The organism is Exiguobacterium sp. CH10 (assembly GCF_018617635.1).
Taxonomy (GTDB): Bacteria; Bacillota; Bacilli; order Exiguobacteriales; family Exiguobacteriaceae; genus Exiguobacterium; species Exiguobacterium aestuarii_A.
The window spans coordinates 220108-244880 of sequence record NZ_JACSKO010000002.1 but is presented as its reverse complement, the minus strand read 5'-3'; the positions used below and the strand labels follow the sequence as shown (position 1 = coordinate 244880).

22 protein-coding genes and 1 other annotated feature are annotated in these 24773 nt (G+C 48.2%); of the genes, 7 read left to right on the top strand and 15 right to left on the bottom strand.

Annotated elements, in window-relative coordinates; translation table 11 throughout:
* Window positions 1-56: 56 nt before the first annotated feature.
* From KNP04_RS08035 to KNP04_RS08015, 5 genes are read right to left on the bottom strand one after another with little or no spacing between them, the layout of a single operon-like run.
* Window positions 57-1274, bottom strand: coding sequence for a type II secretion system F family protein (locus KNP04_RS08035; RefSeq protein WP_214749686.1), 1218 nt, complete (start codon window positions 1272-1274; stop codon window positions 57-59).
* A 6-nt stretch (window positions 1275-1280) separates the two neighbouring features.
* Window positions 1281-2318: a type IV pilus twitching motility protein PilT gene (locus tag KNP04_RS08030; RefSeq protein ID WP_214749689.1), complete on the bottom strand. Its 1038-nt coding sequence runs from the start codon at window positions 2316-2318 to the stop codon at window positions 1281-1283.
* A complete protein-coding gene (locus tag KNP04_RS08025) occupies window positions 2311-3981 on the bottom strand; it encodes a GspE/PulE family protein (RefSeq protein WP_214875299.1) in 1671 nt (556 codons plus the stop codon). The genes KNP04_RS08030 and KNP04_RS08025 overlap by 8 nt, the downstream gene beginning before the upstream one ends.
* A 1-nt stretch (window position 3982) precedes the next feature.
* Complete coding sequence (locus KNP04_RS08020; RefSeq protein WP_074032840.1) at window positions 3983-4267, bottom strand: hypothetical protein; 285 nt, start codon at window positions 4265-4267, stop codon at window positions 3983-3985.
* Complete coding sequence (locus tag KNP04_RS08015) at window positions 4264-5475, bottom strand: G5 domain-containing protein (protein ID WP_214875298.1); 1212 nt, start codon at window positions 5473-5475, stop codon at window positions 4264-4266. Before KNP04_RS08015 ends, KNP04_RS08020 begins: the two co-directional genes overlap by 4 nt.
* Window positions 5476-5633: 158 nt before the next feature.
* On the opposite strand from KNP04_RS08015, the gene KNP04_RS08010 reads away from it, so the two are divergent.
* Genes KNP04_RS08010 through KNP04_RS08000 form a run of 3 tightly spaced genes read left to right on the top strand, consistent with a single transcriptional unit; the run spans window position 5634 to window position 8264 of the window.
* Window positions 5634-6080, top strand: coding sequence for a type IV pilus modification PilV family protein (locus tag KNP04_RS08010; RefSeq protein ID WP_214875297.1), 447 nt, complete (start codon window positions 5634-5636; stop codon window positions 6078-6080).
* A complete protein-coding gene (locus KNP04_RS08005) occupies window positions 6028-6591 on the top strand; it encodes a prepilin-type N-terminal cleavage/methylation domain-containing protein (protein WP_214875296.1) in 564 nt (187 codons plus the stop codon). Before KNP04_RS08010 ends, KNP04_RS08005 begins: the two co-directional genes overlap by 53 nt.
* 17 nt (window positions 6592-6608) lie before the next feature.
* Complete coding sequence (locus tag KNP04_RS08000; RefSeq protein ID WP_214875295.1) at window positions 6609-8264, top strand: hypothetical protein; 1656 nt, start codon at window positions 6609-6611, stop codon at window positions 8262-8264.
* Between the two features lie 51 nt (window positions 8265-8315).
* Here the strand turns inward: KNP04_RS08000 and KNP04_RS07995 are convergent, their stop codons facing one another.
* The 3 genes from KNP04_RS07995 to KNP04_RS07985 all read right to left on the bottom strand — a co-directional run bounded on the left by KNP04_RS07995 (window position 8316) and on the right by KNP04_RS07985 (window position 14017).
* Window positions 8316-8918 (bottom strand): hypothetical protein, encoded by a 603-nt coding sequence (locus KNP04_RS07995; protein ID WP_214875294.1) that lies wholly within the window; start codon window positions 8916-8918, stop codon window positions 8316-8318.
* Window positions 8918-12715: a DUF5057 domain-containing protein gene (locus tag KNP04_RS07990; protein ID WP_214875293.1), complete on the bottom strand. Its 3798-nt coding sequence runs from the start codon at window positions 12713-12715 to the stop codon at window positions 8918-8920. The genes KNP04_RS07995 and KNP04_RS07990 overlap by 1 nt, the downstream gene beginning before the upstream one ends.
* Before the next feature lie 87 nt (window positions 12716-12802).
* The gene (locus tag KNP04_RS07985; RefSeq protein WP_214875292.1) at window positions 12803-14017 is read right to left on the bottom strand and encodes a bifunctional folylpolyglutamate synthase/dihydrofolate synthase; all 1215 of its coding nucleotides are present in this window, start codon (window positions 14015-14017) and stop codon (window positions 12803-12805) included.
* Between the two features lie 109 nt (window positions 14018-14126).
* On the opposite strand from KNP04_RS07985, the gene KNP04_RS07980 reads away from it, so the two are divergent.
* The 4 genes from KNP04_RS07980 (at window position 14127) to KNP04_RS07965 (ending at window position 16191) form a co-directional block, all read left to right on the top strand.
* Window positions 14127-15563, top strand: coding sequence for a protein adenylyltransferase SelO (locus tag KNP04_RS07980; RefSeq protein ID WP_214875291.1), 1437 nt, complete (start codon window positions 14127-14129; stop codon window positions 15561-15563).
* 90 nt (window positions 15564-15653) lie between these two features.
* Window positions 15654-15830, top strand: coding sequence for a hypothetical protein (locus KNP04_RS07975; protein WP_158024788.1), 177 nt, complete (start codon window positions 15654-15656; stop codon window positions 15828-15830).
* Entirely contained in the window at window positions 15827-16018 is a 192-nt protein-coding gene (locus tag KNP04_RS07970; RefSeq protein WP_214875290.1) for a hypothetical protein, read from the top strand. Before KNP04_RS07975 ends, KNP04_RS07970 begins: the two co-directional genes overlap by 4 nt.
* On the top strand, window positions 16015-16191 hold the full coding sequence (locus tag KNP04_RS07965) for a hypothetical protein (RefSeq protein ID WP_214760521.1): 177 nt from the start codon (window positions 16015-16017) through the stop codon (window positions 16189-16191). Before KNP04_RS07970 ends, KNP04_RS07965 begins: the two co-directional genes overlap by 4 nt.
* Before the next feature lie 16 nt (window positions 16192-16207).
* Here the strand turns inward: KNP04_RS07965 and KNP04_RS07960 are convergent, their stop codons facing one another.
* The 7 genes from KNP04_RS07960 to hemC all read right to left on the bottom strand — a co-directional run bounded on the left by KNP04_RS07960 (window position 16208) and on the right by hemC (window position 24728).
* Window positions 16208-16963, bottom strand: a complete 756-nt coding sequence (locus KNP04_RS07960; protein WP_214875289.1) for a hypothetical protein — start codon at window positions 16961-16963, stop codon at window positions 16208-16210.
* An 82-nt stretch (window positions 16964-17045) separates the two neighbouring features.
* A complete protein-coding gene (locus KNP04_RS07955; protein ID WP_214875288.1) occupies window positions 17046-17801 on the bottom strand; it encodes a hypothetical protein in 756 nt (251 codons plus the stop codon).
* A 94-nt stretch (window positions 17802-17895) separates the two neighbouring features.
* The gene (locus tag KNP04_RS07950) at window positions 17896-20547 is read right to left on the bottom strand and encodes a valine--tRNA ligase (protein WP_214875287.1); all 2652 of its coding nucleotides are present in this window, start codon (window positions 20545-20547) and stop codon (window positions 17896-17898) included.
* Between the two features lie 57 nt (window positions 20548-20604).
* Window positions 20605-20827, bottom strand: a binding site (T-box leader).
* 47 nt (window positions 20828-20874) lie between these two features.
* Complete coding sequence (gene hemL, locus KNP04_RS07945; protein WP_214813698.1) at window positions 20875-22179, bottom strand: glutamate-1-semialdehyde 2,1-aminomutase; 1305 nt, start codon at window positions 22177-22179, stop codon at window positions 20875-20877.
* Window positions 22176-23156: a porphobilinogen synthase gene (hemB, locus tag KNP04_RS07940; RefSeq protein WP_015881120.1), complete on the bottom strand. Its 981-nt coding sequence runs from the start codon at window positions 23154-23156 to the stop codon at window positions 22176-22178. The genes hemL and hemB overlap by 4 nt, the downstream gene beginning before the upstream one ends.
* Complete coding sequence (locus tag KNP04_RS07935) at window positions 23153-23818, bottom strand: uroporphyrinogen-III synthase (RefSeq protein WP_251129889.1); 666 nt, start codon at window positions 23816-23818, stop codon at window positions 23153-23155. Before KNP04_RS07935 ends, hemB begins: the two co-directional genes overlap by 4 nt.
* Window positions 23811-24728, bottom strand: coding sequence for a hydroxymethylbilane synthase (gene hemC, locus KNP04_RS07930; protein ID WP_214875286.1), 918 nt, complete (start codon window positions 24726-24728; stop codon window positions 23811-23813). Before hemC ends, KNP04_RS07935 begins: the two co-directional genes overlap by 8 nt.
* Between the last annotated feature and the right edge of the window lie 45 nt (window positions 24729-24773).

Below are 24773 nucleotides of genomic sequence, written 5' to 3'. Positions count from 1 at the left end.
ATACCTTCTAAATATAGTATTGAAAAGGTATATTTTCAAAAGTTTGCATATTTCGATTATTGATTTTGAATATCGCCATAGATTTGGAACATCGGAACGACAATCGAAATGACGATCACCCCAACGACACTCGCTAAGACAACGATGAGAAGTGGCTCGATAATCGACTTGAGTCGGTCCGTCGTCGTCTCGACCTCTGTCTCATAAAACTCGGCGACTTCGTTTAACATCGAATCTAAATCTCCACTCTCTTCCCCGACCGCAATCATTTGCGTCATGAGTGGCGGGAAGTTCGAGTTGCGCATGAGCGGTTCATGGAGCGGGATCCCTTGTGCCATCATTTCCCGTGCTTCCGTCAATCCTTTTCGGATGACGCGGTTCGACACGATGCGTTCTGTAATCTCGATGGCTGTCAAAATCGGGACAGCCGCCTGTAACAGAACGGCCAAGCTTCGTGTCAGTAGCGCGATTTGCGATTTCGTCACAATCGGCCCAAAAATCGGCATCTTGAGCAACAACCGGTCGATGACGAATCGTTCCCGATCCCGCTTCAACATCCAGGTGAACACGAGTACGCCGAGTATAGCGATGGCGAGTAAGAGCCACCAGAACGCTGCGATAAAATCTGATACCGCGACGACGATTCTCGTGATGAGCGGAAGCTCACCACCGAGTTGACCGAAGATGCTTGCGAACGTCGGAACGACGTTCACCATCAAGAAGGCGACAACGCCAATGGCGACAATCGAAACGACCAACGGATACGTAAGGGCAGAGATGACTTTCCGCTTCACATCATACTGTTTCTGGAGTTGGAGCCCAATCTGGTCGAGCGCCTCCTCCAAGTTCCCGCTCGTCTCCCCGGCAAGTGCCATCGAACTGAAGAAGTTCGAAAAGACGCGTGGATGCTTTTTGATCGCCTCGGAATAGGCAATCCCTTCTTTCAAATCGTCCTCGACTTGACTAAGCGTCTTCTTCAAGACTTTTGATTCGGTCTGTACCCGCAAGATCGACGTCGCGCGGACGATCGGCACCCCCGCCCGGATGAGCGTCGCGAACTGTCTGACATACATAATCAGATGTTCGATCTTGACGCGTTCCGGCAGGATATTGACCTCTTTGTTTAGTCCGGTCGACTCAAGTTCGGACAAGTCCGTCACGAGAATCGATTCTTGGCGTAACTTATCTTTTGCCTCCCGAAGCGAGACGGCCGTGATGCGACCTTTCTTGCGCTTCCCGTTCAGGAGCTTTCCTTCATACTGAAATATCGCCATCACTCATCACCTCATCTCTTCTGTCGGGACGGCGTTCGGATTGATGATTCCTTGCCGTACAAGCTGTTCAATCGCGGCATCCATCGACTGCATGCCATGCTGGCGACTCGTCTGGATGACGGTCGGAAGCTGGAACTCTTTTTCGTTTCGAATCAAGTTGGCGACCGCTGGGTTTCCTAACATGATCTCCATCGCAGCGACACGGCCTTTCGGCACGTCAATCCGTGGGAACAATCGTTGACTGACGACGCCGAGCAAGACGTTCGCGAGCTGCGTCCGGATTTGGTCTTGCTGCTCCGCCGGAAACGCATCGATGATTCGGCTCACAGTCGACATCGCACTCGACGTGTGGAGCGTCGCCATGACAAGATGCCCCGTCTCAGCTGCTGTCATCGCCGTCGAAATCGTTTCTAAGTCACGCATCTCCCCAAGCAAAATGACGTCCGGGTCTTGTCGTAAAGCGGCTCGTAGACCGCTCACGAACTTCATGACGTCCGAGCCGATTTCACGTTGGTCGACGATGCTTTGATCATGTGAATGTAAATACTCGATCGGATCTTCTAACGTGATGATTCGCTTCCGTTGCGTCCGGTTGATCTCGTGAATCATCGCCGCAAGTGTCGTCGATTTCCCAGAACCGGTCGGCCCCGTCACGAGGATAAGACCATGCGGTTTTTCAATCAATCGCTTCAATACCGTTGGCAAGTTGAGTTCATTTAATGTCGGGATTTCCCCGGAAATCGAACGGAATGCGATCGCAATCGTTCCCCGTTGATAGTAGGCGTTGACACGGAAGCGTGAGACACGCGGCACCCCGAACGAGAAGTCGAGATCACGCTCATGTTCGAGGCGTTCCCGCATGTCTTCCGTCATAATTTCTTTTAAGTATCCTTCAAGATGTTGAGGCAACACTTTCTCCTCGCCCATCGTGATCAGACTCCCATCCACCCGAATGATTGGTGGAGAACCCGCCGTCAAATGAATGTCTGATGCGCGTCGCTCGACCGCATTCGTCAAGATGACTTCAATCGATTGATTAATCATAAGCACTCTCCGTAATGACCGTTCGTAATATTTCTTCCGTCGTCGTCAATCCGGCTGCGACTTTTTCTAGCCCGTCAGCCAATAAGAACGTCGCCCCTTGTGACTTCGCATATTCCACCATCTCGGACTCGGTCGCCTGGTTCATGATCATCCGTCGTAATCCTTCGTTGATTGGAATTACTTCATGGATGGCAAGACGCCCACGGTATCCTGTCGAGTTGCACGAAGAACATCCTTTCCCACGAACAATTCGGTCGATGTGAATGCCTTCTGTTTCGAATAGGCGTTGCTCACTTTTCGAGACCGGCTCTGCCTGACCACAGTCACGACAGACGCGTCGTACGAGACGTTGCGCGACGAGCCCGGTCGTCGAAGCGGCGACGAGGAACGGTTCGACCCCCATATCGACGAGACGGGTGATGGAACTGATGGCCGAGTTAGTATGTAGTGTCGATAGGACGAGGTGGCCCGTAAGTGAGGCCCGAATGGCAATCTCGGCTGTTTCGGTGTCACGAATCTCCCCGACCATGACGATGTTCGGGTCTTGTCGTAAAATCGAACGAAGACCGGATGCGAACGTCAAACCGACTTTTGAGTTGACCTGAACTTGGTTGATGCCATCTAGCTGATACTCGACCGGGTCTTCTACCGTGATGATGTTTTTCGTCTCGTCATTCAACTCTACTAGTGAGGCATAGAGAGTCGACGACTTCCCTGAACCGGTCGGACCGGTGATGAGAATAATGCCGTTTGGACGTTTGAGCATCTCGCGATATGCTTGCTCGTTACGTTCCCCAAATCCTAGTTTCGTCAAATCTGTCAGCCCTTGCGACGAGTCGAGCACTCGAATGACAATCTTCTCCCCGTACATCGTCGGAAGCGTCGACACACGGAAGTCATAGGCGCGATTGCGTAACGTATATTTGATTCGTCCGTCTTGCGGTAAGCGACTTTCCGTGATGTCGAGGTTACTCATGACTTTAAGGCGCGTCAGCATCACGCTCTGTATCTTTTTCGGATAAATTGTTTCCGTACGCAAATCTCCGTCGATCCGAAAGCGGACGTGAAGTTGTTTCTCATGCGGATCGAAATGGATATCTGAAGCTCGTTGATCGATTGCACTCAGGAAGATTTGGTTCACGAGACGAATGATCGGGGCATCGTCCCGATTCATCGTTTCTTGTTGATCCATCTCCGGTGCATCTTCTTTTAAAATCTCGACGAGCGAATGATCCATCTCATAATAACGACTGATTGTCTTCCGAATCTGTTCACGTGTCGAAATACCAATCTCAATATTCATCCCGGTCTGCAGACGGACATCATCGATCGCAATCAAATCGAGCGGGTCGGCCGTTGCGATATGAAGCGTGTTTCCGATTAACTGATATGGCATGACGTCATGTTTTTGTGCCAATGCTTTCGGCACGAGCTTCGTGACCGTCACGTTGATATCCTGAGCATACAGCTCGATAATCGGCACATGCAGTTGTTCATGAATCATTTGAATCAATTGCGTTTCGGTAATGTGGTTCAACCGAATGAGTGTATCCCCCAGTTTTTCACCGGGGCGTTTTTGTTCGAGCGCTTCATCGAGCTGACTCGTCGTAATGAGTCCGGCCTCGATGAGCATCTCGCCGAGTCTTCGTTTCGTTCGTCTCACGTTACTTCACCATCCTTTGAGGAGCCTCCTCTTGCTCGACTTCCCTCTCTTCGACGAAAGTACTAGCCGTCACTCCACCAATCAATATGACAACGAGTAGGAACCATGCCCACCAGGCTTGCGTCAACGACTCCGTCACCATGTAGTAAATTCCTGCTGAAAGAAGTGCTGTCCATACACTGATGAGTAATTTCGTTTCACGCTTTTTCATTGATGGGACAGACAAGGCGAACAACGTCAATGTCGCCAATACCCAAAAACCAAGTAAAATCATATAACCAATCATCCGACTGCCTCCTGATCTGCAGGGTCTTCTTCAAATACGGGTAGTTCTTCAAAGTTGTCATCTACTTCATCGTCAAAAGTCGGGTCTTCTTCCACCTCTTCATCCGGGAATGTTGGAATGACCGGTTCGACCGGTTCAGGTGGTGGAAGTGGTACCGAGCTCTTCGTCACGATTTCTGGTGTCGGGGCATAAAAATCAAAGCCGAGCAATTCCATCGTTTCTCCTTCTTCCGTCACTTTGACACGGTACAACTTGCCTGACTGGCCCGTTTGTCCGGACTGTGTGACAGATGAACTGCCTGAAGGAAGCGATGAAGAAAAACGGACGACTTTTTGATAAGGAACCGACGTCACTTCTTCCACTCGCGCCTCGTAAGCCGAATCAAACGGTTGACCGAGTAATTGGACGGTCACGGCATTCCCTTCATTCAAGACGAGAATGGCGTATGATGACTTCTCACGGTTTTGGACCGCAAAGTTCGAGCGGGTGTCTACTTTCGTGTCATATCCGAGTTCGACACCAGACGGAAGCGTCTCATGCGGCACACGTTCAAGGATGGCGAAAGGTGTGGCAGCGAACATGCGATAAAATGAAGAGCCGAGCGTCGTGAGCGCCTCAAAGTCTTCCCCGAACGATTTGAGACTAAAGATATCACCTGCTGCCATCTCGAATCCGTTCATTCGATCGAGCGTGGACTGCATCGCCGGAGTCGGGCTCACGGTGAACGAAGCGACGACTTCACTCTCCGCCGCGACTTGTTCTAGTGCGACCGTTGACTCAAGCATCGATGCCGCTTCCATCAATGCCGGGGCAATCATCGGCATCGTCACAGGTTGACCTTCGAGATACGGTTCAACTTTAGATTCATCGATTGCGGTCAACAGTGGGTATTCACCCTCATCTGTGATGGCATCGAGTGTGTTCGGTACATCGAACGTCACGACTTCTTTTCCGATTTCAATGACGGTCCCGTCCATCAGATTGACCGAAAACGGCATCGTGTTGAAATCTTTGATGGCGTTATCGAGACGAACGTCAGCCTCTTCCTTCGTCATCCCGGAAACATCGACGCCTGCGACTGTTGTTTCTGTATATGTAGTACTTGACTCGGCGGACGCATCTAAGTAATTGACGAGTCCGATGGTCGGTAGCGTCACGAGCATGACGAGTCCGATCAAAATGAAAAGATGCACCCCATACCGCTTCATGTAAAAATCCTCCTATGTCTTATATGTCTACTATTCATTGTATCCGTTTAGTGTGTAACTTTAGTATAATATGTATTGTATAAAAAATAACAATTTATTCATTATTCCATACGTTTTTTACCGATTGTTTTACTTTTTTTGAATAGGAGGTCAATGTTTTGTCAGATTCCGAAAAAGGGTTCACGCTCATCGAAGTACTCGTTTCCATCGTCGTCCTCTCGATTGTCTCATTTTCGTTACTTACCATTTTTACTCAAAGTCTGAAGACGACCCATGACAGTCTCAATCAGACGATTGCCAACCAAGTGGCACAAAATACGTTACATACATTGAACCGCCGGGCCGCAACAATCGAGCAACCGCTTGAATTGAGTCAATTGATGAATCAGGGCGGAACGTGCGATTTTTGTGAAGACACACGAATCCATGGTGATAAGTATGTCGCGACGATTGAATCCCTATCTTCAGGACCGGGACATACCATCGAGGTCAAAATTTCGGTTACAACGGATCGGTTACAAACACCCGTGACCTTGAAAGGAGTCATATCGAATGCGACATTACGCGAACCGTTTCCTGAAACGGCTGTACCGACAACTGACTGATCAAACAAAGCGTGAAGACGGCTTCACGCTCGTCGAGTTGCTCGTCACGGTCGTCGTGGCCTCGATTTTAAGCGGGGTGATCATCACAGCCTTCATCACGGGAACGCTCGGTTTTCAGATGACGAATGAAACGAGTGAACTTCGAAGTGAGGCGGACTATTTGATAGCGTCCGTTCTCTCTGACGTGAACCGAACTGAATTTGACGCGGTGACTGAAATCGACGGAACATTCCAATTTTATCGGTTGTCCACACCTGGTATCTCGGATGCTGGAATGATTTATCGGGAGGCGGGGTACGTTCCGACAGAGTTGGTCCTGTCGCCCGATTCATTCACTCCATCTAATCCACAAATCATTGTGGAACGGATGACCATTAAATTAGAGGAACCTGTCTTTGATTCGCGACGCCCGACCTATATGACGGGTGGTCTGATTGAAATCGAAATGGACTTGGTTCAGACGAATGATCCGGATTCGGTGACCACATTCAAAAGTTCAATCCCATTTTAAGGAAAGGAGGTATGTTGATGCGAAAACGTGAAGATGGTTACGTCCTCGTGCTCGTGCTCGTAACGATGGCAGCTCTTGCCGTTCTGTCGCTTGCTGCCATGCAAGTGAACTTGGCGACAAATAAACTGACAGTCATCCGAACGGAAGACACACAATTGAATGAAGACGCGAAAAGTGCACTTCGACTCATTGCCGATGAGGTTCGGACCCAATTCCCGCTTCATGGCGACATGGAGCTCCCGGATCATATGGAATCGGAAGTCGCTTTTAATAGCAAAGTACAGTCACTCATCGTCAACGATGAACCATTCACGGCGTTGACGACAGATAGCGAGGTCCGTTACTCGATTGAACTGAAGCGAGATGCGACGGATACCGAGGTACAGACGGCACCGTTCACTACCATCCTGCAAGTGAACGTCACGGCGTCTCGACAAGTAAATCCAGAACAGCCTGAGCTTTCGGTCGAATATACACAAGACCTGTATTTGACGGCACTCCCGTCCTTCCTGTATTACGTCCTCGGGTCTGACGAACAATTAAACGTGAATGGTATGCCGACAGTCAAAGGAAATATGTATTCGAACGGACCGCTAACGTTTAATCGAGATGCCAATTATCAACTTGGTTCCGAGCGACTTACGATTGAAAATTTGAACTCCAGTCGGTTCCATTTAGATGGTCGAATCGATTTATCCGATCAAGGAAGTTGTACAAGTTGCCAACAGGAAAACTATTTCACTGCCGGAGACGAAGAAGCTGGCGAGAAGGCCGATGTGGGCGTTTCTCCGAGTAGTTTCTCACCGTTCCAATATGACTATTCGATTATCGAGTTTTTGAACCGAAGTCTCGATTCGAAGCTCGCGTATACGAGTAATATAGAATCTGAGATTTTTAAAGATGGGTTGATTGCTTCGACAGATGACGTATTTGAACTCGAAAGGGTTTTATCAGAGGATGGGGCATCTATTCTCGATCGTCCGACGCCATACTTGAATGCAGACGCATACAATCGTTTATCGGAATCGACCATATTAAAACGACCTGATCTCATCCTCGATCGCCCCATGTACGTCACCGAATCCATCACGGAATCAAATGCGCCTCTTCTTTTTGATGGGGACGTCGTGATTGAATCGATTGATGAACTGACGATTGCGCGACCGTTAATTGTACGAGGGAACTTAACGATTCGAGGAAACGTATCGTTTAACTCGACCGTGTACACACTCGGCGATACGTTCATCGACCGTGCCAACATTCTTCCGATTGATGAAGAGAAAGGAAACTCACTCATCCTCTTATCGAAGGGGAAGATTTTATTGAATCGGATCAACGAATTTGATAACACGCCGACGACACTTCAGGCGTTTATGTATAGCGACTCTGAAGAAGTGACAAAGGTCTATGCGGTCGGTTCCATCCTTGAAATCAATGGAGGTCTTTACAGCAAAGGACCGCTAGAAGTGAACGTATTTCGTGGGAAATTTGCAGTTGCAGAAGGTTTAAGTCCAAAAGAATATTTTGACAATGCGAATTACTCCCCTGCTCAGGGTGCTGCCGATTCGAGATTAAAACTGACCTATAACGATTCCGTGTTCAATCAACTCGACACGTTACCGGTCACGAATCAGCTCCAGTTCTTTGTTAGTCATCCTGTTCAAATTCGTTAATATCAAAACAAGGACGGTCCAATATTGGATCGTCCTTGTTTCTGCCATCATTTAAACATTCATTTTGTTTGTGATTGCTTCTAACATTTCAGTTTGCCCCGATTCTTGAATAAGCGGAACAAGGGCATCATATGGGACAGCATGATGATCCATTCGCTCCAGTACATCTAAAAAAGCTTCTGTGTTTCCATCGTAAACAGCGCGGAACAAAATGGTAGGATGTTCATTGAAAAATGAAGGATTGATTGCCTCATGAGCGAATCGCCATTTTTCAGGTTCATCGTTTAAACTATACAATCCTTCTACTAATGTTTGTGAAGAAGTTGCTATTTCGAGTGGAGCACCAGCTACAACCATTTGTTCAAACTCCTTGAATGTCATCAAATCCGCTAAGTACATCCATTGCTCATCAGAAATTGGTACATCATGTTCGAAAAGAATGAGCGCTGATGTAACATCATACTGATTTACCGCGGTATCCATCCAACTGTTTTCCATTTGAATAAATGGTCGATTCAGAATTGTAGAAAGCTGTTTAGAATCGGCAGCTTCAAGTGCCTCTTCTACTTTCAGTTGCTGATAGTGAGCATAACTCCCTCCCACTACTCCAATGACGATCAAAACAAGAATAAAAATGATAAACACTCGTTTCATCAATAATAATCTCCCGTCTCATTCGGCAATTCAGGATTCGGGTCATTCCCTTCACGTACTCGTACGTAAAATTCACGATAGATGATTTGAGGTCCATCTTGCCCAGAGAAGAATCGACTCACATCTTCCGTTGCAATTCTGACCCTCGCAATCCCAGGCTTTTTCAAGCGAAGTTTCGTTTGGTCAATTACTTCGACAACATCTTTCCCTTCTGCTACTTGCATCCCGTAACCACGAACGTTTGCAGTACTTGGTAAAAAGATTGGGACGTACGTATAAGGAGAGTTTTCAAGATAAAGTTCTACATTCGAAACTAATAAATCTTGCGGATATTCACGTACATTGACATTGGTGAGTACACGTTGAGCATCAAAACTCGTAAAAGCTCCAGTGACTGGAATTGTTCGATTCTCCACGCCTGTTCCGTGAACCGCTTGAACTGTAGCACCGTTAAGAGTTGGGTTTTGTAACAGAATTTCAGTAGCATTTGTTGGAATTGTCCAGGTGATTGGCAATTTAGTCGTTCCTGTTTGATTAATCGTGACAGCATTTGATTCGCGATTCATCTTACCACTCGAATCTTTGTAAACCCATAGTGTCAGTTCAGATGGTGAGATCGAAAGTTGTGGCAATGTCACGTCAATATTCACGTAAATTGGGGCGACTTTAACATAATCAGGTTGGTTAGAAAGCGAAATTTTGATTCGTGCAGTTCCAGGACTGTTCCCTTTCACTTTCAGTTCACGATTCGTCTTATTCTCTACAGTTATTACACGATCACCCGAAACAACTTCGAACTCGAAATTTCGATAAAGCTCATTTGTAGTCATAATTGTAGGCACAATCGTTCCGTCTTCACCCACAAGTAAGTCTAAAGAATTTGCATTCAACTGTCTTGGTGGATCATCAACGACGACATCTACCTCATTCGATCGAATCGTTTTACCAGTCAAAGAAGTGTATTCGACGTATACTTTTGTTTTTCCGGGTTTTAACCCTTTTAACGTCGCACTATTGTTGACATAACTTGGTGTGAGTTCAGCTACTTGCGAGCCAATGTGCCACTTCAAATCAAGTTTTCGAGTTGTTTCCGGAGTCAAGACTGGAGTCAATTGACGCGACTCACCGATAGTCAAATTGATAGGACCTTCTAAACGTAATTGTTCGATTTCTTTTTCGATAACTCTTGTATTGATCGATGTTAAATCCCTTTTTCCTTCTTTTGTTACGTTATGTTTATCGGAACCTTTTGAATTGTGGTCAGCTTCAAAAAGATAATCATACTTTCCAGTATTAAAAGTATAATCTCCAATCTTATTTGCTTTCAATTTCACTTCATATGATTGAGATGATGCTTTACACGACTTATCACCATTTTGAATTATACAAGTCGCTTGCAGTGTTCCAATCAATTCGTTGCTATTTTTACCACGTTCCCATCCAGCCGGTAAGTTACCCTCGATGGAATAACCACTTGGAATCGTTTCTTTAACATTGATTGTCCACGAGAAGTCTTTATAAGCATTGCCACTTGGTTTCTGAATGATTGGAACTAAATAGTTCACATCATACTTCAATGTCACGCCATCCCCTACTGCAGATGTAAGTGGCTCGATAGTCCGAGAAACAAGTGCCGCTTCATCAGACGCTAAGACATCAACATTAAATTTTTCCTTCGAAGTAATCGCACCTTTTTCGCGTTGTTCTTTCGTTTCGATTTCAATTTTTAACGTTTCACCTGGAGAAGCTTGATGATTGTAGAAAAAGCCTTGAACTTCATTATTACGTACACTTGCGAACTCACCTTCTACTGAAGGAAAAACTTGTTTACCGTTCACCAATACACGTGTATCTAAAAATTGATCAGCAAAATCGTAATCAATTGATTTCCAGGATAAATAGAGTGGCTCAATATCATAGACGCTACTTTTTCGATTAGTATCAAGTACGGGTTGCTGGAGTTCGATTTTAGGAGCGTGGTTCGAGCCAATGAATGCTCGAAACATCGTATTCACAAAAATTTCTTTTTCGATTCTTGTGGTAAATGTATTCGTATGCCCGGCACCAGAATAAGTGAGGTTGTCTACCGTGTACATATAATAGTGGTGAGCACTATCACCGATTGTTCGATTTCCAATTAAGTTATACCAAGGTGTTAAAGACGGATTTTCTAAATCAAGTCCAAAGTACTGATTATGAGTTACTTCGATCATTTTTTCATCTGAAGAACTTGGCTTTTCAGCTAGTTTATATGGATATTCCGTAAACAATCCTTTGGACACTTGTTGAACTTTAGTCGTCCTATTTTGAGCATAAATTCCCATATTTGTGAATTGATTTACCGCAAACCGATCCGCATAAAAGGTTTCCCATGACGCGCGGTCCTTCGGATCATTCGAGAATTTTCTATTTTTCTCGATGCGATATAACATATCATGGGTGAACATGACTCCTCGACCTTCATTCATAAATGTTGAAAGGGCAGGTTCAGAACAAGTGACGTCAAGTCCTGAGATATAACTGTCTTTAAATCCAAAAATAATTAAATCGTACTTGAAGAGCCAGTCACGATATTCAGAATCTGTTTTTTTACAAGTATTTTCGTTAAATTGTTTAAAATCAATTACATCGACTTTGAAATCATATAATCCTTCCGCTTTTAACATATTTGATTCCTTAAAAGCATCGGTTAAACTGCCCACCTTAGTTCCATTACCGTCTGTTTGACTAACAACTTGTAATACGTTAGCTTTTGCCTGAACATCTTTTAATAAAAATCGTCCCGTTTGATAGGAAATAGACCGATTTACAGGATCATGTACAACAATTTTCCAATAACGGGGACTCGTATAACTTGGTACATCAATTGAATAAGTAAATTGACCACTGATATCTGCTTGTTTTCGTTCAATCAATTCTTGGCTTGTAAAGCGATCGTTACTGTCAAAATCAATATAAAACTCGACATAAGCATCAGAAGACGGATTGTGAGCAAGTTCATATTCAAATGTAATCGGCTTTTCAGAAGTAGCAAAATTTTCACTCACCACTTTATTCGCACTTACATTGGAGGACAACACTTTTTGATTTTGAAGAACTTTTACTGTTGTAATTCGATTTATGTTTAATTGAGAAAACGTCTGATTGATTTTTGATTTTCCTTCTGAGACATTACTGAAAATCATTTGTTGTTCCGATGCAAACAAATCAAAATTTCGTTTCACACCTTGCGCTTTTTCACCAACAGTGGTGAATACATCTGTATGGAAAAATACAGGTACCCCATTTTCCATCAATTGATTTAATTCTGATTGCTTCAATAATGTAATATCATTTTCAAACAAGCTCGTGTCATGAGCTTTCGAAGTAAAGTTTGTGATTGGAGTTACGTCATCTTTGTTCTTATCTGTTCCCTTTTCTAACGTAAAGTCATATACTACTTTTTCTGGTGAATATTTTTTTGCACTATTTAGGTTAGTAACTCGAGATGGGGCAAACACGACTGCATCATACTTTCCTAGCAATTCTTCACGTGATGCATTTAACTGTTTGACTGTCATCGTATGAACTGTGTAGTTCGTTCCTAAATTTAATTGTGAAGGATTTGAACTAGTTACTGAAGTTGTATTCTCATTGGCTTTTATCAAATCCGTCACTTCCAAAATCACTGGTTTGACCGGCGTATTCGCTGATACGGTTGAATACATCTCAAATAAAGTTGTGATGAGGAGTGATGTGATAAAGACGATGGCGACGAATGCCGTCACGGGTCGTTTCAATCTACGTTGACTGACCATGCTGCGTTTCCTCCTTGGAAGTTTCGAATGATTTTTGACATACGTTCTCATATTCATTCATACTCTTTCCCTCGTCTGAACACAACCTTATTTTTTCAAACTTTGGAAATGAGTTCTTACTTCGCTAATGAAATACAGAGACCCGGTCACAATCAACGTCTTACTCGTCGGCGCTTCCATCCAATCGGTGAGCCATTCTTTCCATTCAACGAAGCGTGCTCCATCTTTTATAAGCTGCTCTTTCGTTCTCGCACGTGGAAAATCAAACGTCGTCTCATACACGTCGCCAATCTCTTGAAGCGCGTGAATCATCGTGTCTCGGTCCTTGTCTGCTAAAATCGCCGTCAGCACGGTCACATCTGTCTCTTGTTTAGCTTGCACAACCAACGCCTCGATGCCTTCCTGGTTATGCGCCCCGTCCAAAATCACCCGTGGTCGTTTGGAGACGAGTTCATAGCGACCTGGATGTTGTGCCCTCTCAAGACCAGAACGAATCGCATCTTCTTCCCAGCCGAGATGACGCGCTACCGCTACGGCACATGCTCCGTTATAGGCTTGATGATGGCCCGTCAATCCGAGCACGACAGGTGTCATACCTTCATACGTCACAATCGTCTCAGCCCCGTCCTCGATTTCTGTCACAAGTGTTCGTACATCATGAATCGAAGCGCCTACGTCTTCTCCTTTTTGAAGCAACAGTTCAATCAACTTTTCCTCACCGACACTATGGAACATCGGCACGTCACGCTTCATGATGCCGTACTTCTCCATCGCAATCTCTTCAAGCGTATCGCCGAGAATTCCTTGGTGGTCATGACCAATCGATGTCACGATGGTCGCAAGGGGATGTGTCAATACGTTCGTCGAGTCCAGTCGTCCCCCGAGACCGACTTCCCACATGATCACATCAGGACGTGTATCATCAAAATAGCACCATGCCATCATCGTCAAGAGTTCAAACTCCGTCAACGTCTCCGGTGCTTTGTCCGCACACGCTTTGACTCGATTCGCCACATCGACGAGCGCGTCTTCTTGAATCGGTTCCCCGTTCAACATAATCCGTTCCTCGAACTGAATGATATATGGAGACGTGAACGTTCCGACGGATAATCCATTCTCCATCGCCATCGCCCGTAAAAATGCAACGGTCGACCCTTTTCCGTTTGTCCCTGCCACATGAATGGATGGACGTTCTTCTAATCCTAACTGCTCAATCATCCAGTTCATCCGCTCAAGACCTGGTTTGATCCCGAAGCGAAGCTGTCCACTCAACCAATCGAATACATCTTGTCTCGTCTTCATCTTCCACACTCCTACTGTTTACACTTCTGTTTCATCTTATCAAAATTCACGACAGGCGTTATGGAAAACAGTCTGTGCTATACTCGAAGCGAAGAAGGAGGCATGCGCCATGACAACTGACTGGAACTTCGAGGCGACGTACCTCGAACTGCGTGACATTTTTTACGACCGTGGACCCATCCATCCGGTCGACAATCCGACACTCGTCTTGTTTAACGACACATTAGCCGCTTCACTCGGGCTTGATGCACAAACACTCAAACAAGACATCGATTTACTTGCCGGCAATCGTCAAACCGAGACGTCGTTCTCGCAAGCCTACGCCGGACATCAATTCGGCAACTTGACGATGCTCGGGGACGGAAGGGCCCTTATGCTTGGGGAGCACGTGACTCAAGACGGGAAACGTGTCGATGTGCAACTCAAAGGCTCTGGGCCGACCGAATACTCAAGAGGTGGCGACGGACGAGCCGCACTCGGGCCGATGGTAAGGGAATTTATCATCAGCGAGGCGATGCACGCACTCGGTATCCCGACGAACCGGGCACTCGCCGTCGTTCAGACAGGGGAAGCCATCATGCGTCAAGGTCCTAAGCATGGAGCCGTCCTGACCCGGGTCGCCTCGAGTCACTTGCGTGTCGGGACGTTCCAATTCGCGGCAGGTGCCGGCTCCATCGATGACGTCATCGCGCTCGCGGAGTTTGCAATCAAACGTCACGACCCTGACTTGATTGATGCACCCGATCGCTACGAACAGTTTCTCGGACGCGTCGTCGAAAGACAGGCGAGACTCATCGCTAACTGGCAACTCGTCGGGTTCATTCACGGGGTGATGAATACGGACAATATGTTCATCAGTGGAGAAGGTCTCGATTACGGACCGTGCGCATTTATGGATACGTATCATCCGGAGACGGTCTTCAGTTCGATCGACCGGGAAGGACGCTATGCCTACGAAAATCAACCGTACATCGGGTCTTGGAACCTTGCCCGACTCGCAGAGACATTGCTGCCGCTCCTTGGTGAGACGAAAGAAGAAGCAGTCGATGTGGCAAACAAACAGCTCACCCGCTATACGGAGCTATATAAAGAAGCCTACTTTACCGGACTCGCGCACAAGATCGGCATATACGTCCGAAAAGACGGTGACGATGCACTAACCGATGAACTGCTCCGCTTGATGATGGAGACAGAGGCAGATTATACGAATACGTTCCGCTCGTTGACGCTCGGTGAAATCGATTCGCTTTCATTCGCAACTCGGGAAGATGGGAAGGCATGGCTTGACGCTTGGCAAAAACGCCTAAGCGAACAAGGTCTACCAGACGAGGACGTAAGTCGAATCATGCGCCAATACAACCCGGCCATCATTCCACGTAATCATCATGTCGAAAAAGCGATTCAAGCAGCAGAACGAGGCGACTTCGGCCCGACCGAGGCGCTACTCACGATTTTGCGTGATCCTTATAACTACGACCAACCGTCTGAGTACGTATCGGCAGGTCCACCGCGGACGTATCCATACCAGACGTTTTGTGGCACATGAACCATTTCGCATTCGCGAGATGGTTTTTTTTGAATCATTTTCTAATCTTCCAACGTAAGATAAGGTATTACAAAATGGAGGTACCTATAAATGCGCTTACTCACCTCACTCGTGTCACTAGGATTTGCCTGTTTACTCGCACTCGAACTTTGGCAAGCCCCATACTTAAGCAATATCGTTTGGGCGATGCCCGTCTTTTTCTTGAGCGTGTCGTTCGTCCAGTACATGAAACATCTGAATGAGTCGGAATGGAGTGACACAAAATGAAAAAACTGATTCCATTGATCCTCATCACCACTTCAGCATCATATGTAGTGTATAGTCTATATTTAACTTTAGTCGGTCAACCGATTCAGCCACAGTTGACCGGTGTGGCAATCGGTCTTCTTTTCACGTCTTCATACTACATCACAACAGGCCGTGTGCCGTTTTGGAGTGAAGAGGAAGAGGCATGAAACGCATCTATATCGCTCTCTTGGTTATTGGTGCGACTCTATATTCCACGTATATCGTCCACCTGTTTCGAATCGGTTTCACCACCCCACTGTATACTCAACTCCCGATGCTATTGGGGATTGGAGTCATCGTCTGGTGGCTCGTACAAACAAGACCCGAACGTCGCTCTTGACGCTCGGGCCTTGATATTATTCTGAATCCTGAAAAGGAAACGATCCTGATGAAGGTTCCGGTAGAGAATCAGCTAGCTTCAACAACTCCTCTTCCGAGATATTTCCCGTTACGATGATCAGCTTACCTTGAGATAAGTAATATAAGCCGTTCCCGTATGCTTGCTCCAGTAGGTATGGTTTTGGCTGATCCGACATCTCCCCTTCGATTTCAGTGAAATCGTCCGTCTCAATGATACTGATGAGGTGTGTCTCATCGTATAACGTCCAAAGCTTCACCGGCCAATCGTTAACTGAATAGTCAGAGCTGATGACTTCCATCTCTTTGACTGGAAGATTTAATCCCTGAGTAGACGCACTGGACGTATCGGGTACCCCGAAGCGTTGCATCCCGCGATGCGCCCATCCCTTCTTTTCATCATGAATGAATACGCCAAACGGGTTCGCACGGTCAGGGACGGTCATCGCAACTAAACCGATTCCTCCGACCATCGTCTCCGTTAAAATGTGATCCTTCGACAACTGTTTTGTTGAGCCATCTTCATATTGAAGGGTGATTTGTGCCACGACCGCGTCAGAGACCTTTTCTGTCCCTGGTGGTACTTCGGCAATCATCGTCCCTGTCACTTCTGCGTCGGGAAATTGTGATTCATCGATTCCTTCCACTTGCTCTACTTTTTTCACCTCAACCGTCTCCACAGACTTCGTCTCTTTTGGTGCCATACACCCCGCTAGTCCCAACACAAGAACACAGATTACCCCGATTCGTTTCATTTCATATCCCCTCTACAATGATTCATAATGTTTACTTTCTCCAAAGCATCGATCCAAAATCTCTTTTGTACATGAAGAATCTTTATTCTGCATCATCAAAAGGAAACGACACAGATGAAGGTTCCGGTAAAGAATCAGCTAGTGTCAACAGTTCTTCTTCCAAGATGTTTCCCGTCACGAGAATTAGTTTGTCTTGACTGATGAAGTAGATTCCATTGCCGCTCGGCTGATTCAATCGATCATACTCCACTCCATCCGCCTGACGATTGATTCGCTCACCGTCGCCTACACTGAATGCATCAGTCATCAAAATGGTGACCAGTTGCGACTCATCATAGAACGACCACAGTTTTACCGGTCGTTCTACGTCATCGATTTCACTATCAATCGTATACATCAAATCTTGAGGAAGCACCAAACCGTGGCTTCTTTTTTCGGAAGCATCAGTGATTCCAAAATGCTTCATCCCATGCATGACCCATTCCCCGTCCCGTGAATAGTGATAGACGCCGAAAGAAGGCGTTTGGTTTGGATGAGCCATCGCAATCAATCCAATGTCTCCAACTGTCGTCTCATAGATGACATCCTTTGTGGAAAGGTGACCTTCCGATCCATCTTTATATTGAAGCGTGATTTGATGAACTACCGCATCTGCCAACGATTCGGTCCCTTTTGGTACGTCTTCAATGAGCGTGCCCACCCATTCACTCGTGGGTGCTTGGGACCCTTCACTCGTTTCAATTTTCTCTATATCTGTTTCGACCGACTCCGCCTTTTCCGGGGTCGAACACCCGGTCAAACATAATAATAGAACACCTAATAACCCGATTCGTTTCATCTTGTATCCCCTTTTCTACATCTATCTCTCCAAATTCTACCAAAACACAAAAAAACCTTCTTCAGAGAATTAATCTCCAAAGAAGGCCATGGTCTTACTTACGCAACTCTTCCAAACGGGCGCGGACCGCGTCACGCTTGTCGAGGTAGTCTTTTTCTTTTGCTTTTTCTTCGTCGATGACGTGAGCCGGTGCCTTGGCGATGAAGCCTTGGTTTCCGAGTTTCTTCTGTACGCGCTCGACTTCTTTCTCATACTTCGCCACTTCTTTTTCAAGACGCGCGATTTCTTCTTCGAAGTTGATGAGATCTGCGAGCGGGATGAAGAGCTCCGCTCCTGTCATGATTGCGGACATCGACTTATCCGGAGCCGTGAGGCCACGTCCGATTTCAAGCTCTGTCGCGTTCGTGAACTTGCCGATCGTCATTTCGTTCGCGCTCAAGTAACCTTGTGTCGCATCGTCGCTCGTCGAGATGAAGAGCTGGATTGGTTTCGACATCGGTGCGTTCACTTCGGCACGGATGTTACGAACCGAGCGGATGACGTTCATCACAGCTTCAAACGCTGGAACCGAATCGGCGAAGTGAAGGTCGTCACGACGCGTCGGGTAGCTTGCACGAACGATTGAATCGCCTTCGTGCGGCAAGTGCTGCCAAATTTCTTCTGTAAGGAACGGCATGAACGGGTGCATGAGACGCATGATTGAATCGAGCGTATGCGCGAGGACCGAACGTGTCGTGTGCTTCGCTGCATCGTCCTCACCATAGAGCGTGAGTTTCGCCATCTCGATGTACCAGTTACAGAACTCTTCCCAGATGAAGTTGTACAGGTAACGGCCAGCTTCACCGAACTCGTACTTGTCGACGAGGCGTGTCACTTGGTCGATCGTATCGTTCAAGCGTGTCAAGATCCACTTGTCAGCAAGCGTCTTCTCGCCCGTGAGGTCGATCTCTTCCACTTTGAGTCCATCCATGTTCATGAGAGCGAAACGGCTCGCGTTCCAAATCTTGTTCGAGAAGTTCCATGTCGACTCGATCTTCTCCCAATAGAAACGAAGGTCGTTCCCTGGTGTCGAACCTGTGAGGAGGAACCAACGGAGTGAATCCGCTCCGTACTGGTCGATGACTTCCATAGGGTCAACGCCGTTACCGAGTGATTTCGACATCTTGCGTCCTTCCGAGTCACGGATGAGACCATGGATGAGAACATCGTTGAACGGTTGTTTCCCTGTGAACTCGAGTGATTGGAAGATCATGCGCGATACCCAGAAGAAGATGATGTCGTATCCCGTAACGAGTGCGCTCGTCGGGAAGTAACGGTTGAAGTCCGATGCGTCCGTATCCGGCCAGCCCATCGTTGAGAACGGCCAAAGCGCTGACGAGAACCATGTGTCGAGGACGTCTTCGTCTTGTGTCCAGTTCTCACTGTCCGCTGGTGCTTCTTTTCCTACATACACTTCACCCGTCTCGTTATGATACCAAGCTGGGATGCGGTGACCCCACCAAAGTTGACGGCTGATACACCAGTCGCGGATGTTCTCCATCCAACGGAGGTATGTGCCTTCGAAGCGTTCTGGGACGAAGTTGACTTTCGTGTCGTCGTTTCCTTGTGCTTCGAGTGCCGCTTTTGAGAGTGGCTCCATGTCAACGAACCATTGTTTCGAAAGGTATGGCTCGATGACTGCGCCTGAACGCTCTGAGTGACCGACCGAGTGCGTGTGCGGCTCAATCTTCACGAGTGTGCCGTCCGCCTCTAAGTCTTTGACGAGTTGCTTGCGGCATTCGAAGCGGTCAAGCCCTTCGTAAATGCCTGCGTTCTCATTCATCTTCCCGCCTTCGTCCATGACGAGGATACGTGGAAGTTCGTGACGGTTACCGATTTCAAAGTCGTTCGGGTCGTGGGCTGGCGTGATTTTCACGCAACCTGTACCGAACTCCATGTCGACGTAGTCGTCCGCAACGATTGGGATCTCACGGTTCATGACCGGAAGCATGATTGTCTTACCGATGAGGTGTGTGTAACGCTCATCTTTCGGGTTGACGGCAACCGCCGTATCCCCGAGCATCGTCTCAGGACGTGTCGTCGCGATTTCGATGTGACCTGAGCCGTCAGCGAGTGGATACTTCATGTGATAGAACGCACCCTCGACTTCTTGGTAAATAACCTCGATATCCGAAACGGCTGTCTTTTGAGCCGGGTCCCAGTTGACGATATATTCGCCACGGTAGATCAAACCTTTTTCATACAAGCGAACGAATACTTCTTGAACGGCTTTTGAGAGCCCTTCGTCGAGTGTGAAGCGTTCACGTGAATAGTCGAGGCCAAGACCGAGTTTAGACCATTGGTCGCGAATCGTCTTCGCGTACTCGTCTTTCCATTCCCACGTCTTCTCGAGGAATTTCTCACGTCCGAGGTCGTAACGCATGACGCCTTCTTCACGGAGCTTTTGTTCAACTTTCGCTTGTGTCGCAATGCCGGCATGGTCCATCCCTGGGAGCCAGAGCACGTCATAACCTTGCATGCGCTTGAGGCGTGTCAACAAGTCTTGGAGCGTCGTGTCCCAAGCGTGACCGAGGTGAAGTTTCCCCGTAACGTTCGGTGGCGGGATGACGATTGTGTACGGTTGTTTCGAATCGTCCTCGTCTGCTTTAAATACATCGTTTTCTAACCAGTAGTCGTACCATTTTGACTCCGTCGCACTTGGGTCATACTTCGTCGGCATGGTGATTTCATTTGTCTCATGGGCCATGTGTGGCGCCTCCTCTATATCTTAATGAACACAAAAACGGCTTCTCTCGTCCTATACGCTAAGGACGAAAGAAGCCGTGATCTTCCGCGGTACCACCTTAGTTCGCCAACAAGTGGCGCACTCAAAATCGAATAACGGTCGATGGACCGAACTTTCTTACTCCATTCAGAAAGTCAGCTCCGAGGCGACTTCCGCGTCCATCCCTCGCAACCTTTCACCAAGCGGTCGCGTCTCTAAAAAGGAATGGATGATGCGTACTACTCCTCATCAATGCTTTTCATCGTATCTGTTAAATAATTGTAGCGACAGAAACGTCAGCAGTCAAGATTAGAGTGAAAACTCTTCTTGAAGCTCTTTAAACGTCGCTTCGACCGCTGCAATCGTCTTCTCGATATCCTCATCCGTATGCGCCGTCGAGAGGAACAATCCTTCGAACTGTGACGGTGGCAAGAATACGCCGCGCGCTGCCATCTTCTGATAGTACGAACGGAACATCTCGAGATTCGCCGATTTCGCTTTCTCGAAGTTCGTCACTTTCTCGTTCGTGAAGAAGAAACCAAACATCGAGCCGGCACGGTTCGTGTCGTGCGGGATGTTGTATTTCTCACCAGCCTTCGTGAAACCTTCCGCGAGACGGTCTGCTTTACGCTCGAACTCCGCATAGTGCTCCGGTTTGAGTTGCGAGAGTGTCGTGTAACCAGCAATCATCGCGAGTGGGTTACCTGAGAGCGTACCCGCTTGATAGATTGGACCTTGCGGCGCAATCTGTTCCATGATTTCGCGTTTCCCGCCGTAAGCACCGACCGGAAGTCCGCCGCCAATGACCTTACCGAGACATGTGAGGTCCGGTGTGACACCGAAGTATCCTTGAGCACAGTTATACCCGACACGGAAGCCCGTCATGACCTCATCAAAGATGAGAAGCGCACCATTTTGTTCCGTGATTTCACGGAGTCCTTCGAGGAATCCTGGTTGTGGTGGTACGAAGCCCATGTTTCCAGCCGCTGGTTCGACGATGACACCAGCGAGATCGTCGCCGTATTTCTCAAACGCGACGCGGACAGCGTCCAAATCGTTGTAAGGAACGGTGAGCGTATGGCTCGCGAGTTCTTTCGGTACACCTGGTGAGTCCGGGAGACCGAGTGTTGCGACACCAGAACCGGCTTTAATGAGAAGCGAGTCACCGTGTCCGTGGTAGCATCCTTCGAACTTCAAGATCTTCGTCTTCCCTGTATAGCCGCGTGCGAGGCGAAGTGCCGCCATCGTCGCTTCCGTACCCGAGTTGACCATACGAACCATCTCGATTGATGGGACGCGGTCGATGACGAGTTCTGCCATCTTCGTCTCGAGCTCGGTCGGCGTTCCGAACGTCCAGCCTTTTTCAGCTTGTTCTTGAATCGCTTTCGTGACGACAGGGTCACGGTGACCGAGGATGAGTGGTCCCCATGAGAGGACGTAATCGATATACTCGTTGCCATCGATGTCATAGACGCGTGAACCTTCACCACGTTCGGCGAAGATTGGCGTCATACCGACCGATTTATAGGCACGGACCGGACTGTTGACACCGCCTGGCATGAGTGGGCGGGCTTGTTCGAACGCTTCTTGTGAGCGCGTTTGGTTGTATGTCATGCGTAGTCTCCTTCCAAATAGCGACAGACGTCTTTTGCGAAATACGTGACGATGAGATCGGCACCGGCACGTTTGAATCCGACCATCGTCTCCATAACGATGCGCTCTTCGTCGACCCAGTCGTTGAGTGACGCGGCTTTAATCATCGCGTACTCTCCGCTCACGTTATACGCCACGATTGGCATATCGAGTGAGTCGCGCATATCACGGATGATGTCCATGAACGCGAGAGCCGGTTTGACGATCATGAAGTCGGCACCTTGTTCGACGTCCGATTGTGACTCGCGGAACGCCTCACGACGGTTCGCCGGGTCCATCTGATAACCTTTACGGTCGCCTTCACCAGGAGCCGATTGGGCAGCGTCACGGAACGGTCCGTAATACGCCGACGCATATTTTACGCCATAGCTCATGATCGGGATGTGGCTGAATCCGTTTTGGTCGAGACCTTCACGGATGGCTGCGACGAATCCGTCCATCATCGAGCTCGGCGCGATGATATCGGCACCCGCTTGTGCTTGCGTGATCGCCGTCTGGACGTGCAGTGGAAGCGATGCGTCGTTATCGACGTCCCCGTCCTTCACGAGGCCACAGTGACCTGTAGACGTGTATTCACACAGACACGTATCGGCGATGACCGTGAGCTGTGGCGCCCACTCTTTCACTTTACGGATCGCTTCTTGGACGATACCGTGGTCGTGATACGCTTCACTGCCTTCCGGGTCTTTATGTTCCGGCACGCCGAACAAGAGCACGGATTGGAGACCGAGGTCGACGATTTCTTTGATCTCTTCTTCGAGTCGGTCAAGTGAATAATTAAAGACGCCAGGCATCGAGCTGACTTCACGTTTAATGTTAGTCCCTTCAATGATGAAGAGTGGGTAAATCAAATCTTCTTTCCGAACATGATTTTCACGTACGAGGGCACGCATCGACTTCGATGAGCGAAGACGACGGTGACGGTCAAACTGGTTCATGAAAAATCCTCCCCTACACACTGTATTAATGCATCCATAGTATAACATTCTGGCACTCGTACCGGTAACGTCGACACTTGTCGGACGGCACGTTCGGTCACTTCGCCGATGGCGTACCACGTCCCGGTGAAGCGGGACAAGTGCGGTGTGAGCGCCTCGACGGCCGACGGGCTCAAGACGAGCAGCGCCTTCACGGTCTCGAGTTGTTGCTGTTGCGCCGGTGTCAACGGCACAGGAATCGTCTCGTAGACGACCCAGTCCTGCACGTGAGAGAGCATCGTCATATGCGACGTGTTCGCCAAATTGCCACGCGCGAACAAGACGACCTCATCGGCGGAAACGACATCGCGTAACTGCTCAAAGAGCGCCTCACCCGTATACGTCTCCGGCATGAGCGAGACGATAAACCCTTCCGCTTCAAGCGCCCGCTTCGTCTTCTCACCGACAGCAGCGACTTTAACGTCACGCTTCAGATTTCGAAGCGCGGGCACCGCGTTCTGGCTCGTGACGACGAGCCAATCGAATCGTTCCACGGGTGGTGGGACGTGCGTCTCTCTCGTCTGAATGAGCGGGACATGATGAACGGAAAGACCGCTCGCCTCGAGCAGCGCCCGTTGCGAAGCGGTCATTCGTTTCGTTCCCGTGTACCAGACGTCACTCATTGACCGAGGCGAGGATTTCACGCCCGCCACGTCCAAGCAATTCTTCTGCGACGTCCATTCCGAGTGCGACCCCGTCCTTTGACGTTTTCGTCACGCGGAGCACTTCTTTCCCGTCCACTGACGCGATGAGGCCCGTGAGCGTCACTTCATCACCGTCGACCGTCGCGTAACCGCCGACCGGGACGTGACAGCTTCCCTCGATGGCTTTTAAGAAAGTCCGTTCCGCTGTCGCGGCTTTTGCCGTCACATCATCATGTAACAACTGAAGCACTGCCGTTACCTCTGCATCGTCTTTACGGCTCTCGATGGCGAGTACGCCTTGTCCGACAGCAGGTACCATGACGTCCGGGTCAAGCGCTTCGAAGTCGACACGGCCCGTCCAACCCATCCGTTCGAGCCCGGCTTTTGCGAGCAAGATGGCGTTGTAGTTCTCCGAATCCAACTTCTTCAGACGAGTGTCGATGTTTCCGCGGATCCATTGAATCTCAAGGTCCGGACGTGCCGCTAAGATCTGTGCCCCACGACGGAGCGAGCTCGTTCCGACGATCGAACCTTTCGGAAGCGTCTCGAACGTGTAGCCGTTCTCGCAGATGAGGACGTCACGCGCGTCGACACGTTTTGGCATGCAGCTGATATAGAGTTCTTCCGGAAGTTCGGCTGGAACGTCCTTCATGCTGTGGACGGCGAAGTCGATATCTCCATCGAGCATCTGTTGTTGAATCTCTTTGACGAATAGACCTTTCCCGCCGACTTTTGACAATTGTACGTCGACGATTTGATCCCCTTTCGTCACGATTTCTTTAATCTCGAACTCATTTTGTGCTCCGGCTTGTTTCAATTGTTCGATGACCCATTTCGTTTGAGTCATGGCAAGTTGGGAACGGCGTGAGCCGACGATGATTTTTCGCATGTTGAGTCTCTCCTTCATAGAAAAAGGCGACACATGTCGCCTTTT